This window comes from Drancourtella sp. An12, assembly GCF_002160935.1.
Classification (GTDB): Bacteria; Bacillota; Clostridia; order Lachnospirales; family Lachnospiraceae; genus Sellimonas; species Sellimonas catena.
Window position 1 is genome coordinate 335,797 of sequence record NZ_NFLO01000001.1, and the last position, 16,676, is coordinate 352,472.

General features: G+C 46.8%; 15 protein-coding genes. 7 read left to right on the forward strand and 8 right to left on the reverse strand.

The window, feature by feature from the left end; translation table 11 throughout:
• Nucleotides 1-39: 39 nt before the first annotated feature.
• From B5E64_RS01670 to B5E64_RS01680, 3 genes are all read right to left on the reverse strand, one after another.
• On the reverse strand, nt 40-2,706 hold the full coding sequence (locus B5E64_RS01670) for a heavy metal translocating P-type ATPase (RefSeq protein WP_087166779.1): 2,667 nt from the start codon (nt 2,704-2,706) through the stop codon (nt 40-42).
• Nucleotides 2,707-2,907: 201 nt separating this feature from the next.
• A complete protein-coding gene (locus B5E64_RS01675; RefSeq protein ID WP_087166780.1) occupies nt 2,908-3,936 on the reverse strand; it encodes an AraC family transcriptional regulator in 1,029 nt (342 codons plus the stop codon).
• 3 nt (nt 3,937-3,939) lie between these two features.
• The gene (locus B5E64_RS01680) at nt 3,940-4,320 is read right to left on the reverse strand and encodes a metalloregulator ArsR/SmtB family transcription factor (protein ID WP_087166781.1); all 381 of its coding nucleotides are present in this window, start codon (nt 4,318-4,320) and stop codon (nt 3,940-3,942) included.
• 39 nt (nt 4,321-4,359) lie between these two features.
• On the opposite strand from B5E64_RS01680, the gene B5E64_RS17935 reads away from it, so the two are divergent.
• The 3 genes from B5E64_RS17935 to B5E64_RS01690 all read left to right on the forward strand — a co-directional run bounded on the left by B5E64_RS17935 (nt 4,360) and on the right by B5E64_RS01690 (nt 6,772).
• Complete coding sequence (locus B5E64_RS17935; RefSeq protein WP_162610113.1) at nt 4,360-4,506, forward strand: hypothetical protein; 147 nt, start codon at nt 4,360-4,362, stop codon at nt 4,504-4,506.
• A gap of 44 nt (nt 4,507-4,550) precedes the next feature.
• The gene (locus B5E64_RS01685; protein WP_087166782.1) at nt 4,551-4,769 is read left to right on the forward strand and encodes a cation transporter; all 219 of its coding nucleotides are present in this window, start codon (nt 4,551-4,553) and stop codon (nt 4,767-4,769) included.
• 116 nt (nt 4,770-4,885) lie between these two features.
• Nucleotides 4,886-6,772 (forward strand): heavy metal translocating P-type ATPase, encoded by a 1,887-nt coding sequence (locus tag B5E64_RS01690; protein ID WP_087166783.1) that lies wholly within the window; start codon nt 4,886-4,888, stop codon nt 6,770-6,772.
• Here the strand turns inward: B5E64_RS01690 and B5E64_RS01695 are convergent.
• Both B5E64_RS01695 and B5E64_RS01700 read right to left on the reverse strand, forming a co-directional pair.
• Complete coding sequence (locus tag B5E64_RS01695) at nt 6,756-7,562, reverse strand: Cof-type HAD-IIB family hydrolase (protein WP_207753120.1); 807 nt, start codon at nt 7,560-7,562, stop codon at nt 6,756-6,758. The genes B5E64_RS01690 and B5E64_RS01695 overlap by 17 nt on opposite strands.
• Nucleotides 7,563-7,605: 43 nt before the next feature.
• Nucleotides 7,606-8,760, reverse strand: a complete 1,155-nt coding sequence (locus B5E64_RS01700; protein WP_087166785.1) for a double-cubane-cluster-containing anaerobic reductase — start codon at nt 8,758-8,760, stop codon at nt 7,606-7,608.
• Nucleotides 8,761-9,120: 360 nt separating this feature from the next.
• Here B5E64_RS01700 and B5E64_RS01705 point away from each other — a divergent pair, with 360 nt between their 5' ends.
• The 4 genes from B5E64_RS01705 to B5E64_RS01720 all read left to right on the forward strand — a co-directional run bounded on the left by B5E64_RS01705 (nt 9,121) and on the right by B5E64_RS01720 (nt 14,700).
• Nucleotides 9,121-9,960 (forward strand): PRD domain-containing protein, encoded by an 840-nt coding sequence (locus tag B5E64_RS01705; RefSeq protein WP_087166786.1) that lies wholly within the window; start codon nt 9,121-9,123, stop codon nt 9,958-9,960.
• A 144-nt stretch (nt 9,961-10,104) separates the two neighbouring features.
• The gene (locus B5E64_RS01710) at nt 10,105-12,018 is read left to right on the forward strand and encodes a beta-glucoside-specific PTS transporter subunit IIABC (RefSeq protein WP_087166787.1); all 1,914 of its coding nucleotides are present in this window, start codon (nt 10,105-10,107) and stop codon (nt 12,016-12,018) included.
• 24 nt (nt 12,019-12,042) lie between these two features.
• Nucleotides 12,043-13,500 carry a glycoside hydrolase family 1 protein gene (locus B5E64_RS01715; protein ID WP_087166788.1) on the forward strand — a complete coding sequence of 486 codons (1,458 nt, stop codon included), beginning with the start codon at nt 12,043-12,045 and terminating at the stop codon, nt 13,498-13,500.
• Nucleotides 13,501-13,614: 114 nt separating this feature from the next.
• Nucleotides 13,615-14,700: a Xaa-Pro peptidase family protein gene (locus B5E64_RS01720; protein WP_087166789.1), complete on the forward strand. Its 1,086-nt coding sequence runs from the start codon at nt 13,615-13,617 to the stop codon at nt 14,698-14,700.
• 73 nt (nt 14,701-14,773) lie between these two features.
• Here B5E64_RS01720 and B5E64_RS01725 read toward each other — a convergent pair whose 3' ends face one another.
• The 3 genes from B5E64_RS01725 to B5E64_RS01735 are packed head-to-tail and all read right to left on the reverse strand — an operon-like array spanning nt 14,774 to nt 16,660.
• On the reverse strand, nt 14,774-15,421 hold the full coding sequence (locus B5E64_RS01725; RefSeq protein WP_087166790.1) for an ABC-2 transporter permease: 648 nt from the start codon (nt 15,419-15,421) through the stop codon (nt 14,774-14,776).
• A complete protein-coding gene (locus B5E64_RS01730) occupies nt 15,418-16,281 on the reverse strand; it encodes an ABC transporter ATP-binding protein (RefSeq protein WP_087166791.1) in 864 nt (287 codons plus the stop codon). Before B5E64_RS01730 ends, B5E64_RS01725 begins: the two co-directional genes overlap by 4 nt.
• A gap of 4 nt (nt 16,282-16,285) precedes the next feature.
• A complete protein-coding gene (locus tag B5E64_RS01735; RefSeq protein WP_087166930.1) occupies nt 16,286-16,660 on the reverse strand; it encodes a GntR family transcriptional regulator in 375 nt (124 codons plus the stop codon).
• Between the last annotated feature and the right edge of the window lie 16 nt (nt 16,661-16,676).

Consider the following 16,676-nt stretch of genomic DNA (forward strand, 5'->3'; position numbering starts at 1 on the left):
TCTTCCAGCTTTTGTGCAAATAGAGAGTAATGAAGTTACTTAAGCAATGGTCTGAACTCCTGTTACTTCATATCCTTCTTCTGTAACAGCGGCAGTGAGCTTTTCATCTGTAACGGATTCCGGTACACAGACAGTTGCTGTCTTGTCTTCCAGGCTGACAACAACATCCGTTGCGCCCTCGATTGCTTCAAGAGCTTTCTTTACGTGCTTTACGCAGTTCTGGCACATCATTCCTTCTACTGAGAGTTGTTTTTTCATTGTAATACCTCCTGAATTTTGTTTCGTTTTATTTTGACAGCAGTCTTCTTGCGGGAGGGCTTCCCTGGCGGAAGGCTCTTCGGAAGAGACGTGTTCTGCTATCGTCGTGTGTGTAACAGTAAACGGCTTTGTCTCTGTCTCCGTATTGGCGGAAGCGGCAGCGGATCCGTGTTTCGGCTTGAAGAAGCGCAGGCGGAGTGCATTGCTTACGACAAAGACGGAACTGAAGCTCATGGCGAGAGCCGCAACCATCGGATTCATCTTCAGACCAAAGGCGGTGTAGAAGCATCCGGCAGCAACAGGGATACAGATTGCATTGTAGAAAAAGGCCCAGAACAGGTTTTCCTTGATGTTGCGGATGGTCGCTTTGCTCAGTTCGATGGCGCCTGCTACATCCAGCAGGTCGTTCTTCATCAGGACAATGTCAGCGGATTCCATGGCGATGTCAGTACCTGCGCCGATGGCGATTCCGACATCTGCTCTGGCAAGGGCCGGAGCATCGTTGATTCCATCACCGACCATGGCGGTTTTTTTGCCGCTTTCCTGAATCCGGCGGATTTCTTCTTCCTTATCCTGAGGGAGCACTTCGGCGATAACTCGGTCCACACCGACCTGCCGGCGGATTGCTTCGGCAGTCTTTTTGTGGTCTCCGGTCAGCATGACGACTTCAATTCCCATGGCCTGAAGCTCTTTGACAGCCTGACGGCTTGTCGGTTTTACGACATCGGCTACAGCGATCATGCCAAGAAGCCGTCCGCCTTCGGCAAAGTATAACGGTGTCTTGCCGTCGGATGCCATTTTATCCTGTAACTGCTCCAGTGCCGGATCATGGATGGAAAAGGCGTCCATCATCTTCTGGTTGCCGGCCAGATATTCTACGCCGTCGATTGTTCCCTTGATGCCCTGCCCCGGTATCTGCTGAAAGTTCTGTACTGCAAGATACGCGATCTGGTGGTTTTCTGCTTCCTCGACAATCGCATGTCCAAGTGGATGCTCAGAGAGCTTTTCCAGAGATGCAGCCACTTGAAGAAGTCGGGCTTCCGACACTTTCGGCTCGCAGACAATATCGGTCACCATCGGTTTTCCCTGGGTGATTGTACCCGTCTTATCCATGACAACCGTCTGGATCGAGTGGGCGGTTTCCAGCGCCTCTGCGGACTTGATCAGAATTCCGTTTGTGGCGCCGCGGCCGGTGCCGACCATGATTGCGGTCGGAGTCGCAAGTCCAAGCGCACATGGACAGGAGACAACCAGAACGGAAACGGCGATGGTCAGCGCAAATTCAAAGGATGCTCCCAGGATCATCCAGACAACAGCGGAAACAATGGCAATGGTAATGACAATCGGGACGAAAACGCCGGCTACCTTATCTGCAAGCTTTGCGATCGGAGCCTTGGAACTGGTCGCTTCATCCACGAGACGGATAATCTGTGCAAGAGCGGTTTCGTCCCCGACTTTGGTTGCCTGCATTTTGAAATATCCACTCTTATTGACAGTTGCGCCGATAACTTTATCTCCGGCCTGCTTGTCAACAGGAATACTTTCGCCTGTTATTGCAGATTCATCAATGGAGGCAGAGCCTTCCATCAGGATTCCGTCTACCGGGATGGATTCGCCGGCCTTTACAATCAGTATATCACCTTTTTCCAGTTCTTCCACCGGAATTGTGGATTCCACACCGTCACGAATGACGGTTGCGGTCTTCGGGGCAAGGTTCAGAAGCTTGTTGATGGCATCGGAAGTCCTGCCTTTTGCACGTGCCTCGAAAAACTTGCCGAGGGTGATCAGCGTCAGGATCGTGCCTGCACCCTCAAAGTACAGGTCGTGGGAAAATTGATGCACCATCGCGATATCCCCGTGTCCGAGACCGAATGAGATCTTGTACAATGCGTAGATGCCGTATGCGAGAGAAGCGCCGGATCCGAGAGCGATCAGGGAATCCATGTTCGGGGATCTGTGAATCAGTGTCTTAAACCCGACACGGTAGTATTTGAAGTTGATAAATACGACCGGAATCAGGAGTAGAAACAGGGTAAAGGCGTAGATCATGGAATTTTCCGTGCCAAGGAAAATATCCGGCAGCGGCCAGCCCATCATATGTCCCATGGAAAGATAAAACAGCGGGACAGTGAAGACAAAGGACCAGATCACCCTCCGTTTCATGCTTTCATATTCTTGCTTCGCGGCAATGGCAGATGCGGACTGCGCTGTTGCGGAAGATGCTTTCTTCTGCCCTCCAGTCTGTAAGGAAGCACCGTATCCGGCCTTCTCGACTGCCTGAATAATATCGGCTCCGGTCAAAGTCTGGTCATCGTAGTTGACGACCATGCTGTTTTTTAAGAGGTTGACCGAACACTCTTTCATGCCGGGAAGAGCCGAGACTGCTTTTTCCACACGGGAAGAGCAGGCAGCACAGCTCATGCCGGTCACATTGTATTTTTCCTGCATATCTATTCTCCTTTCTGGCCGCACGGCTGGAATAAAACCGCCGCATCACGACCATGTATATTCTTATGAGGAAACAAATACACATATACGGGGTATGAGTATCTATGTGGCTTTAGTATAATCCAAAACAAAAAGTTTGACTTGCCCAATCAGAAATAAAATTAGTCCAAATGGAAGAAGTAGAAAAACGGACAGACGTTTTCATACGTCTGTCCGCTTCTGCTGGATAAAATTTCCTTCTCTGTATTTTTTTCGATAACTGCTCGGTGTCAGATTGGTAAATTCTTTAAATGCCTTGGCGAATTTCCCCTGTGTTTCGTATCCTACTTTTGCGGCAATCTCGGCAATGCTATCGTCTGTCTGCTGCAGAAGTTCCATCGCCTTGCGGATCCGGAATTCTTTCATATAAGTTGCAATGGGCATTCCGTAAACGCCTTTAAAAATTTCTTTGAGCGAGGAAGTGTTGATCAGATACTGGCGGGACAGCTCTTCAATCGTATACCGGCGGTCCAGGTGTTCCGTAAGCTGATGATGGATCTCCTGCATCAGTGCGGCCTGCCGGGACTGGACCTGGGCAGGGGCCGAGATCTCCGGGGACAGGCGGTATAAATAGAGAAGCAGTTCCTGAACTTTCAATTTAAAATATGGCATGCGGAGCTGTTCCGGAAGTCCGTATAATGGGCGGAAAATGACGTCAATATCCGGCCCGGACGGAAGAACGGCCGGGGTCTCCGGCAGACAGAACCATCGATATAGAAGGTCCGGATCCAGCATTATGTCCCGTAAAATCGGAGGCATGTGCAAAGAAAGTTCTTTCAGATTGATAAAAATACTGATCCCTTCGCAGTAACCAAGCGGAAATGTCATAACAGAATCTGCACAGCAGTCTGTACTGTGCAGGGACAGATCCCCGCTTCCGAGGTAGACGGAGGTTCCGCTTTTGAAATTCCAACCGATGCGGCCGAAACGGCAGTGGGTAATTTCAAGAATATGACGGTTGGCACCATGCCGGAAAGAGACCTGATCTGCCAGAAACCAGTCGAGAGAAAGCAGGATGCCGGGAAATACAGGATAGATCTCCAGTTTCCCTTTTCCGGACGTCTGTGATTCGAACTGCTCTGTAAACAGGTTGCTTCCCTGATGATCATCCGTGTGCTGTTCAAGAACAAGGGAACCGTTTGGAATATCGCATAAAATAGATTCGATCTGAATGAATGGCTCATGTTTCATATTCTATTTCCCCTCTTTATGACTGGGTGAGGAAGAAGGACAGGAAATCTGGATCACCTGCTCGATCATGTGATGAAGCAGTTGAGCCTGTACCGTGTCGGCCGCTTTATAATAGACTTCTTTTCCTTCCCGCCGGCTGACAATCAGTCCGGTGATTTTTAACTGTTTCAGATGGTGGGAGACTGCCGGGCTGCTCATTTCTACAAGCGAGGAGATATTGATGACACATTCCTCGCAGTGGCATAAAAGCCAGAAAATCCGGATCCGGCTCTGATCGCTCATCTGTTTGAACAGATCCGCGACAATCTGAAAGTCTTCCGGATTTGGAATCTGATCCGGCATGTGTTCAAATGTCTGGCCGTGATCATGTGGTAAAGTTTTCATAAGCGATTCCTCCTTTGATGCTATTTTTACTATAACAGCATGAACGAAAGAAAACAAGGCAGAAGAAATTTCCGTGAAGAAGAAGGAATTTGCCCAAAAGGAAATAGATTTAGCCGGTTTGGAAGGGAATTTGAGATGATTATTGACCTGAAAGGAAGATATGCTATCATAAAGACAAACGATTAAACAGTTGTTTAATTAAGCGAGAGTAACAGAAAGGATGTAGAATCATGAAAAGAAGTTATAAGATCGAAGTAGACTGTGCGAACTGCGCAAATAAAATGGAAGCTGCGGCAAAGAAGACTCCGGGTGTAAAAGATGCTGTTGTTAATTTTATGCTGCTGAAGATGAATGTTGAGTTTGAAGATGGACAGAATCCGAAGGAAGTGATGCAGGAAGTCCTCAAAAACTGCAAAAAGGTAGAGGCTGACTGTGAGATCTTTCTTTAAAATGTTCGTTTTTGAATAAGTGCACCGTAGATTTACAAGAAAGATTCTGCGGTGCATTTCTTAAGAATAATATATGAATATATGAGCATATATAAAAATGAAAGAAGGGAATTACTATGACAAAAAAACAGAAAATCATGCTGGTGCGGATTTTGATTGCGGCCCTGCTTCTTGTCGGACTGAATTTTGTCCCGGCAGAAGGCTGGCTCCGGTTTGTACTGTACTTGATCCCGTATCTCGTGATCGGTTATGATATTTTACTGAAGGCATTCAAAGGGATCCGGAACGGCCAGGTGTTTGACGAGTGTTTCCTGATGGCAGTGGCAACGATCGGAGCCATTGCTCTGGCACTTTATGAAAGGAGCGGAGATTATACGGAGGCAATCGCCGTCATGCTCTTTTACCAGATCGGAGAGTGGTTCCAGAGCTATGCGGTTGGAAAGAGCCGGCGCAATATCAGCGAGCTGATGGATATCCGTCCGGATTACGCCAATATGGAAAGAGACGGAAAACTGGAAAAAGTAGATCCGTATGATGTAGAAATTGGAAGTACGATTGTAGTTCAGCCTGGAGAAAAGGTACCCCTTGACGGTATTATTGTAGAGGGGAACTCCACTTTAAATACCAGTGCGCTGACAGGAGAAAGTCTTCCAAAAGATGCGAAAGCAGGGGATGAGATTATCAGTGGATGTATTAACATGACAGGCGTTCTGAAAATCCGGACCACAAAAGAATTTGGAGAGTCTACGGTATCGAAGATTCTGGATCTGGTGGAGAATGCAAGTTCCCGGAAATCCCGTTCGGAAGATTTTATCTCCAGATTTGCCCGGGTCTATACGCCTGCGGTCTGCTATGCGGCACTGGCACTTGCGTTCCTGCCGCCGCTTGTCCGGATGCTTTTCATGGGGCTTCCGGCGGACTGGGGAACCTGGATCTACCGGGCGCTTACCTTCCTCGTCATCAGCTGTCCGTGTGCCCTTGTGATCAGTATTCCACTTAGCTTCTTCGCAGGAATCGGAGGGGCAGGTAATGCAGGGGTTCTCGTAAAGGGTTCCAATTATCTGGAAACACTTTCCCGGACAAAGACCGTGGTCTTTGACAAGACCGGGACACTGACGAAAGGTGTCTTTGAAGTCAATGCCATTCATCACAATTCCATGGAGGAGGAAAAACTGCTCGAATATGCGGCTCTTGCGGAGAGTGCGTCTTCCCACCCGATCAGCAGGAGTCTGCAGAATGCTTACGGGAAACCGATCGACCGGTCCCGAGTAGAGGGCATTCAGGAGATCAGTGGAAACGGTGTGACGGCCCGTGTGGACGGTGTGGAAGTGGCGGCGGGAAATGACAAGCTCATGGAGCATCTGGGAATTCCTTATCAGAACTGCCATCTGGCCGGAACGATTATCCATATGGCGGTAGACGGCGCGTATGCAGGTCATATCGTGATTTCGGATATTGTGAAGCCGCATGCCAAAGAGGCTGTACAGACATTGAAAAAAGCAGGGGTCACAAAAACAGTGATGCTGACCGGAGATGCTGCAAAAGTGGCGGATAAAGTGGCTGCAGAGCTTGGAATCGATATGGTTTACAGTGAACTGCTTCCTGCGGATAAGGTAAAAATAGTGGAAAAGCTTTTAAAGGAAAAACCGGAAAAATCGGCATTGGCATTTGTGGGCGACGGAATCAATGACGCCCCGGTTCTGGGACGTGCGGATATCGGAATCGCCATGGGAGCCATGGGATCGGATGCAGCGATCGAGGCGGCGGATGTAGTGCTGATGGATGATGATCCGATGAAGATTGCAAAGGCGATCCGGATATCCCGGAAATGCCTGCGGATTGTTTACCAGAATATTGTATTTGCCATCGGTATTAAGCTGATCTGCCTGCTTCTGGGAGCGGTAGGAATCGCAAATATGTGGCTGGCTATTTTTGCGGATGTCGGGGTTATGATTCTTGCAGTGCTGAATGCGATCCGGGCACTGTTCATAAAAAAGCTGTAAGCAGGGAACGCACAGCCTCGGCAACACCGTCGTGGTTGTTGGAGGAAACAACAACATCGGCCATGGATCTTAAGGCCGGTACGGCATTCCCCATCGCAAAGCGCAGTCCGGATGCCTGAAACATGGTGATATCATTTTCACCGTCACCGATGCAGGCAATCTCGTCCTTTGAGACAGAAAGATAGTCTGCCACGGCTGAAAGGGCAGTGCCCTTGGTGGCATTGGAGGAATAAATTTCCGCATAATACGATGTGCGGGCAGAAGAAAGCTCAGGGAACTCAGACACGATGCGTCTGGTACGTTCCCTGGCTTTTTTGGTGAGAAGGAAAAACTGCAGCTCCTCCACGTCCGCGTGCCGGCTTCGGATAAATTCTGCAAGATCCGGCACCGCCTTTGCCTGGGAGGCGTCACGGCCATAGATCAGATGTCCGAAGAAAGGCAGAAGCTGACCCTGCAATAGATAATCATGGCGGATATGTGCCGCCATTTTCAGATCCGGCCCCTGGCAGGATTCAATAATTGTCGCCGCTGCTTCGTAAGGCATGAGAGCACGGAAGAGAGTCTTTCGTTCTTTCAGATCTACGGCAACAGCGCCGTTGGAGGAGATGACATAGCGGAACAGGCCCGTTTTCCTGAGCTGATGCGGAATACAGGAGAGCGCGCGTCCGGTAGTAGGGACAATCTCAATCCCCGATGTCCGGGCAAGGTATAACGCATCCATTGTCTTTTTGCTGATTTTACTGTAGGAATTCAGACAGGTTCCGTCCATGTCAAGTGCAAGCAGTTTCATAATGTTTTTCCTCTTTTCTTGTTAAAGCAAATGGTGTCAATCGTTACTGTAACAGTTCGACAAAAGCGCCGAGTCTTGTATCGATCTGTGCCTGATCCGACGGGGAATAGTCGGTGTTAATGGCAATATATGGAATATGCTTCTTCTGTGTGACAAATTTCTTGACCGCATCGGATTCGATAGCAAAGGTGTGGCATGCCTGAAGCAGCACTTCCACGACACCGTCCACCTGGTATTCATCGATCTGCACATCCAGAGCTTCGAGACGGCCAGGGTTCGGACTCATGACGGAGCAGTTGACGCGGAGATATTTCTCTGCAATCGCAGTGATCGGATCCTTTTCTTCATCAATAGGATCTTTCTTTTCACGAGGGCCGCAGCAGTTTTCAAATCCGACAACGTCGGCTCCAAGCTCCTCAATCCGTTTCACGATCTTGTCCATGACGCCGTTTGTCGGACATCCGGTAATGAGGACACGCGGCCGGGACGGCTTTCCTTTATATTCACGTTCATAAAGATCTTTTAATTCGGCGGTACGTTGGTTGAGAAATGCGATTTTTTCTTCCAGATCCGGTGAAAATTCGTTGGAAGAAATCACGGTATTGATTTCATAGCCGCTGATCGGGGATGGTTTCAGCCGTGCCACCTCGAAGAAGTCAAGGACAGCTTTGCGTTCCCGGTTCCGGAGCTTGATGGCATCCCGGATTTTATCTTCTGTAATGGTAATGCCGTAAAACTGTTCCAGATCTTCCTTTACGCTGATGACTTCCTGTTTCCAGAATTCCAGCGCACCCCGTCCGGTCTTTCCGGGCGGAAGCTGCATGATGTGGCAGTGTTTCAGCTCGCCCATCAGCTCGTACATCTTTTTCTTCCCGTCACAGGTTGTTTCGGCCAGAACCATATCCGAAAAATAAAAGAACGGGCACCGGTCGGTCACAGCGGCACCATAGCTGGCCTTGATGAGCGGACAGAGGTTTTTCGGAAGCCGGAGCTCGGCAGCAGGGATGTTGTCGTCTCCGATTCCGCACAGAACAACGGCAACGGCATCCGCGGCAAGGATCAGTTCCCACGGGGTATAGGTACAGAAGACCCCGACGATCCGGCGGCCCTGCTCTTTTAGTTCTTTCATGGTGATAAATGCCTTCTTGCGGGCTTCGGGGTAAGTTTCAAAGTTTTCCGGTAAAGAAAATTCTGGCATTTTGGTTCCTCCTTGGTTGTCAATTATAATTATACTAGATATTATAGGAAAAATCCAAAAAGATTGAAAATAGAAACAGACTATAAGAAGGATAGAGAAAATCGATAATAGAAGTAGGGGGACAATTTTGGATGTTTTGCCTAAAAATAAAGAAATAAAATTATGATAAATGATGAAAAGAAAATTTATAGTGGACAAATGAAGCTGAAGCTGATAATATAGATGCGTAAATGAAGTTTGTTATTACGTAATGGTAAGCAAGACTGTTTATAATACTGATGGACTGGTATTGTAGGCAGTTTTTTATTTTGCATCAAAGTACTTCGCTGTTTCGCCGCTTACCGGAAGGGATGAGAGCAAGTGAAAATTGTCAGAGTTCTAAACACGAACGCGGTCGTATCGACAGACCGGCAGGGAAAGGAAATCATCATCACCGGTGCCGGTATTGGATTTAAAAAGAAAAAAGGCGAGGAACTGGATAAATCTCTTGTAGAGAAGATTTACTGCCTGCAAAGTGAAGAAGATAATCACCGGCTTCAGCAGGTGGTTCGGGAGATTTCAGAGAAGTATCTGGAGACGGCCGGGAAAGTCGTGGTTTCGGCGAGAAATGCGGGATTGAAAGTCCGGGATACTTTGTATGTAACGCTGACTGATCATATCAATTCCGCAGTCGAGCGTTATCAGAACGGGATCAGCCTGAAAAACATGATGCGTCATGAGATCAGAAAGTTTTATCCTCAGGAGTACCGGATCGGCTGTCAGGCAATTGAATGGATTGAGAAAAAGACAGGGATTGATCTTGGAGAAGATGAGGCAGGGTTTATCGCCATGCATATTGTATCTTCCGAGTTTGAGACAAGTGAAGTTTCGGATGTTCAGAAGATTACGGAACTGATCAATGCAATTATCAAGATTGTAAAAATGCATTTTAAAATTGATTTCGATGAGGATTCCGTATCCTATCAGAGATTTCTGACACATTTGAAGTTCTTTTCCGCCCGGGTTATGGACGGCGAAGTGTATAAGGACAGCATGGAGGAAATCTACCGTGCCATGGTAGTGCAGAACAGCCGGGCATATACCGGCGTGGAAAAAGTGGCACAGTTTATCGAAAAGCAGTACGGGTACAGGCTTAGTATTGACGAAGAGCTGTATCTGCTGATTCATATAAAAAGAATATTGGATGAACAACAAGAGTAGTTCACAGGTTTGTTATTATTCAGTTAAGCAAGACCTGACCGCAAAAAGAGCGTACATCCCGGGAATGTACGTGCTTTTGTGGTCAGGTCTTTGTGTTTTCCGGGAAATGCCGGAGAAATAAATATTTTATGAAGAGGTGAAGACATGGATTACGCAAGTGTAGCCAAAAAAATCCTGCAGCGTGTAGGGGGAAAAGAAAATGTAATCAGTCTTGTACATTGTATGACAAGACTTCGATTCACACTGAAAGATGAGTCCATCGTAGATGATGAGGCGGTAAAAAAGACAAAAGGCGTTATGGGCGTCATGAAGAAGGCGGGCCAGTATCAGATCATTATTGGAAATGATGTAGCCAATGTATATGCAGAACTCAATAAGCTTGGCAATTTCTCAAGTGAGGCTCCGAAAAAGGCGCCGGAGAAGAAAGAGAAAAAGAATGTGGTTTCCATGCTGATGGATACGATTTCCGGCATTATGGCTCCGGTTATTCCGGCCATCATCGGCGCGGCAATGATCAAGGTACTTTTAACGCTCCTTCCGATGATTGGAGTGCTGAGTACTGAAGGAGATACCTACAATCTGTTAAGTGTAATGGGTGACGGTGCATTCTTCTTTATGCCGGTGCTGATTGCGATTTCCGCATCCAAGAAATTCGGCACCAATATGTATTATGCGGCAAGTATCGCACTGATTATGCTGCATCCGAATTTTATTTCTCTGATGAGCGAGGCAAATGAAGCAGGCGAAATAGTAAAATTTCTGGGATTCATCCCGGTAACGTATGCATCTTATTCCTACTCGGTTATTCCGATTATCCTTGCGGTGTGGTCGCTGAAATATGTGGAAAAACTGGTAGACAAGATTACTCCTGTGGTGACAAAGAACTTCTTAAAACCGATGCTGGTCGTACTGATTGAAGCACCGATTGCACTGATCGTGTTAGGACCTCTTGGGGCTATTTTCGGAAATGTATTGTCTGACGCGGTATACTTTGTTCACGACAAGCTTGGATTTATCGCAATCGGTATTGTAGCCGGTATCTATCCGTTTGTCGTGATGGCAGGAATGCACCATGCATTTACACCGATCAAGCTTGGAATGATCGCGACAACAGGATATGAAAACTTTATCTGTATCGGAGAACTCTGCTCCAACATGGCACAGGGTGCGGCGGCGCTTGCAGTATCCATCAAAAGTAAAAACAAAGATTTCAAACAGATTGCCGGTTCTTCCGCATTTTCCGCACTGTTTGCCGGAATTACGGAGCCTGCTCTTTACGGTGTAACACTTCGTCTGAAACGGCCGATGCTTGGCGCATGTATTGGAGCGGCTGTAGGAGGACTGTTCGGCGGATTCTTCCAGATGAAATGCTTTGGTATTGCAACACCGGCGATTGTAACGATTGTACAGTATGTAGAGGAAGACCGGGCATCCAGCCTTCTGATCGCAGCACTTACGATTCTCCTGACAGTTGTAGTGACATTTATTGCAACAATGATTATCGGATTTGAGGATATTGTGGATGAGGACGATGATCTGGATGAAGTGACAATGGAAGCGGATGTAAAAGAAGAAGCACTGGAAGAGAAACTCCTTGAAGAAGGAGAAGAAATTCACGTATCCAGCCCGATGCAGGGAGAATGTATTCCACTGGAAGAGGTAAAAGATGCGACATTTTCACAGGGAATCCTCGGAAAAGGAACAGCGGTGATCCCGGAAAAAGGAGAAGTGAGAGCGCCGTTCGACGGCCGGATTGACGTGATGTTTGAGACTGGACATGCGGTTGGAATGACAAGTGAAGACGGGGTAGAACTTCTGATTCACGTTGGAATGGATACTGTAAATCTGGAAGGGAAATATTTCTACCCGAAAAAGTCATCCGGAGACAAGGTGAAAAAAGGAGAAGTGATTCTGGAATTTGACAAAGATGAAATTGTCAAGGCAGGATATGACATTACGACTCCGATCATCGTCTCCAACACAGATAAATTCAAAGACGTGGAGGCTGACGTGACCGGGCCGGTGAAAGAACTGGATGAGATTTTAGTAATTAAATAAGAAAAGAAAGCAGGAGGAAAGGCAATGGAACAGATGAAAGCAGCCGGATTTCCGGAAGGATTTTTATGGGGCAGCGCATCTGCCGCATACCAGATTGAAGGCGGCTGGCAGGAAGGCGGCAAAGGCGTAACAAACTGGGATACATTCGTACGTATTCCTGGAAAGACATTTAAAGCGACGACAGGCGATGTGGCGGTTGATCATTATCACAGATACAAAGAGGATATTGCATTGATGGCAGAAATGGGACTGAAGACCTACCGCTTTTCCATCTCCTGGGCAAGAATCTACCCGGAAGGAAAAGGGGAAGTTAATGAGGAAGGCGTTGCCTTTTACCAGAATATCATTGATGAATGTCTGAAATACCGGATCGAACCAATGGTGACGATCTACCACTGGGATCTTCCTCAGGCACTTGTGGACGCTTATCAGGGATGGGAAAGCCCGCAGATTATCGATGACTTTGTCAATTATGCAAAGACACTGTTCACACGATTTGGAGATAAAGTGAAATACTGGATTACACTGAATGAGCAGAATATTTTCACTTCCCTTGGATGGCTCACTGCACAGCATCCGCCTGGAAAATTTGATGACCAGAAAATGTTTTATCAGGTGAATCACCATGCTTTCATGGCTCATGCAAAAACTGTGCTTGCCTACCGGGAGATGGGCGGAAAAGGCGAGATCGGTGCAAGTTTTGCATACACCCCGTCCTATGCGCTGGACTGTAAACCCATCAATGCCATGGCAAAAGCAAATTACGATGATCTGAAAAATTACTGGTGGATGGATGTTTATGCATATGGACGTTATCCGATTGCAGCTCTTACTTATTTAAGAAAGAAAGGATTCGCACCGGACATGGCTGAAGGCGATGAGGAGATCTTAAGAAAGGCGGCCAAAGAGATCACCTTTATGGGCGTAAATTACTATCAGAGCTGTGTCTGCGAATACAATCCGATAGATGGGGTAACACCGTATGGAACGATGAATACAAGCGGTGTCAAAGGCTCTGCTCAGGAAGTGGGAATTCAGGGAATCTATAAGAATCCGGCAAATCCATATCTTCTGACAACCGACTGGGACTGGAGCATTGATCCGTCCGGACTGTGGTTCTGCTGCCGTGAGATTACAAGCCGTTATGGACTTCCGATTATCATTTCCGAAAACGGACTAGGCGCATTTGACAAGAAAACGGAAAAAAATGAGATTCACGATGAGTACCGGATCTGCTATCTGAAAGAACATATCAAGGCGCTGGGAGAAGCGATTGAAGAGGGATGTCAGGTTCTTGCGTACTGCACCTGGTCCTTCACCGACCTCTTAAGCTGGCTGAACGGCTACCAGAAACGCTACGGATTTGTCTATGTAGATCGGGAAGAAGAGGAAGGCGGTACCCTGAACCGCTATAAAAAAGACAGCTTTTACTGGTACCAGAATGTGATCCGGACAAACGGAGTGGAGCTCTTTAAAGAGTAACGCTTTTGGTGTTCTGAAAGTGCTTTCAGGATATCCCCATGATTGACTTTTATATATGACAAGATTATAATAATATCAGCTAGATAAAAACATATTGAAAGTGGGGTATTAGCAATGGATCAAGCAAAATTAGGAAGAATCTTAACAAAGATGGAAGAGCAGGGAATGCCGCAGATGATCATTTCCGATCCTCCGACAATTTATTACTTAACAGGTAAGTGGATTCATCCGGGCGAAAGAATGTTAGCTCTTTACCTGAATGTAAACGGAAACCACAAACTTGTAATTAATAAGTTATTCCCACAGGAAAAAGATCTTGGTGTTGAGCTTGTTTGGTATGATGATGTAGAGGATGCAGTTGAAATCTTAAGCCAGTTTGTTGAAAAAGACAAACCGATCGGAATTGATAAAGTATGGCCGGCAAGATTCCTTCTCAGACTTCAGGAATTAGGCGCAGGAAGCAAATTCCTTAACGGTTCTATGATCGTTGACTATGTAAGAATGGTAAAAGACGAGCATGAGCAGCAGCTGATGAGAGAAGCTTCCCTTGCAAACGACAAGATTATGGAAGAGCTGATTCCGCTTGTAGTAAAAGGATACACAGAAAACGAACTGAACGCAAAAGTTCGCGAAATGTATGCGGCTACAGGTCATTCAGGAGTTTCCTTTGACCCGATCACAGCATACGGAAAATCCGGTGCAGATCCGCATCATGTAACAGATGATACAAAAGGAAAACGTGGAGACAGCGTTGTACTTGATATCGGCGGTATCTTAAATGACTATTGCTCAGATATGACAAGAACAGTCTTCATCGGAGAAGTATCTGACAAAGCAAGAGAAGTATACGAGATCGTAAAAGAAGCTCAGCAGAGAGGTATCGATGCTGTAAAACCAGGCGCAAGAATGTGTGACGTTGACCTTGCCTGCCGTAACTACATCACAGAAAAAGGATATGGCGAATACTTCACACACAGAACAGGACATTCCATCGGTATGGAAGACCATGAATACGGCGATGTTTCTTCTGTAAACGAAGACATCATCCAGGTTGGACAGGTATTCTCCATCGAACCGGGTATCTACCTGATGGACGAAGGAATCGGTGTTCGTATCGAAGACCTTGTTATCGTAACAGAGGACGGATGCGAAGTACTGAACCACTTCACAAAAGATCTGATCGTAGTTCCGGAAGAATAAGATTTTCATTAAGATTCTGAAAAGACAAATTGAGGCACAGGATGTCAGATCCTGTGCCTCTTGCAATAGTGTCTTATTTCAGTTTTCTTTCATAGAAATGGACGGATAAGAAGAAGCTGATGACCAGAAGAACAATGGAAATCAGAAGCCCGATCACAAACAACAGGGTTCTGTTGAGGAATAACAGGTCCAGAATGTTGAAATTTAATGCCGACATGGCATATGTCATTGCGGTAATACAGGTGACAATGACATACAGGATTGTTCCGAGCTTGGCGCCAAAGAGAAAATAACCAAAGTAGGTAACTGCCATAAAGGTGAGGGAAAGCGGGATTCCCATGGCACAGATCTGCATCCCTTCTGTAAAAGAGGCCACCTTGTAGACAGAAATATAAATCAGTGAAAATCCAAGGGAGACCAGCAGGAAAAATCCTGTACAGAGCAGTGCCAGGATATATTTGGCAAGAACAATCTGCCTCACAGTCAGCGGAAATGTACGCTGTAATTTATAAAAGTGTGCGATCTCATCCTGCTCCATGGAAAACTGAAGCATGGAAGTGCCAAGAATCGGAATCGCCATGCCGCAGAAAAGAACAAATACATATCTGGTCTGGAATACGAGGGTCAGTGCCACGATCATGACCGTGGCAAAAATCCAGTTCAGCAGGTTCTTACGTATGATAATGCTCTCATAAAAATCTTTTAATATAATTCCTTTCATTCCAGTTTCTCCCCCTTTGCGTAAAATAGCATGATTTCCTCCAGATCGGCAGAATGGATTTCCACATCCTGGAAAATCTGTTTGAGACCGTATCTGTTTTTGACAAGGACACGGTAACTGTAGTCCTCTTTCCGGTAATAGACAACGTCTTCCGGATTCAGGTTATCGAGAAAGGATTTTTTGCAGTTGATAATGCCGTACTCATTCTGAAGCTCATCATAGGACTGGAAAAAGAGCAGCCTGCCATGATGAATATAGGCCACATAGTCGGCGATTTTGTCCAGGTCGCTTGTAATATGGGAGGCGATCAGGACCGTATGATTTTCTTCCTCGCTGAATTCCCGGAGAAGGTCGAGGATTTCATCCCGGAATACCGGATCCAGGCCGTTGGTCGCTTCATCCATGATCAGAAATTTGGGAGAATGACTGAACGCGATGGCAAACTCCAGCTTGGTTTTCATTCCCCTGGAAAATGTTTTCAGGCGTTTCTTTGCGGGAAGATCGAAGCGTTTCAGATAGGAACGGTAACTGTCCGCATCCCAGTTTTTATATACATGAGAAAGAAACTTCCCGATCTGAAGAGGGGTAAAGTTTTCATCATACCCTGCATCATCAAAAATGACGGCCAGATCCTGCTTGATCAGATTCGGATGTGCGGCGATGTCTTTTCCCAGCAGCTCCAGCCGGCTGTAATCAGCTGGGATGAGGCCGAGGAGTGCATTGATCAGAGTTGATTTTCCGGAACCATTTTCACCGATGATACCGAGAATCGTACCCTGAGGAAGAGAAAAGGAGATATGGTCCAGGGTAAAGTCTTTATAGCGTTTTGTCAGATTTTCAATTACCAGTGCTTGCTGCATGGGATTAGTCCTCCTTGTAAACAAGTTCAAGTGTAGTCTGAAGCTCCTCGAGGGAAAGTCCGTTCTCTCTTCCGAGGGTGGCGGCGTCCGTCAGGAGCTCTTCGATTCTGCGCAGATTTTCTTCACGGATGAAATCCTGATTCTGGGTTGATACAAAAGTCCCCTTTGCAGGAACTGTGATGATAAATCCGTCTCTTTGCAGATCGTCGTAAGCACGCTGCGTCGTGATGACGCTGACGTGCAGGCTTTTGGCGAGCTTGCGCATGGAGGGCATAGCCTCGCCGGGTTTCAGCTCGCCTTTCATAATCATCTCCTTGATCTGAGATGTAATCTGTTCATATATTGGTTTGTCGCTGGAGCTGCTCAGTATGATCTCCACATAATCACCTTTCTTT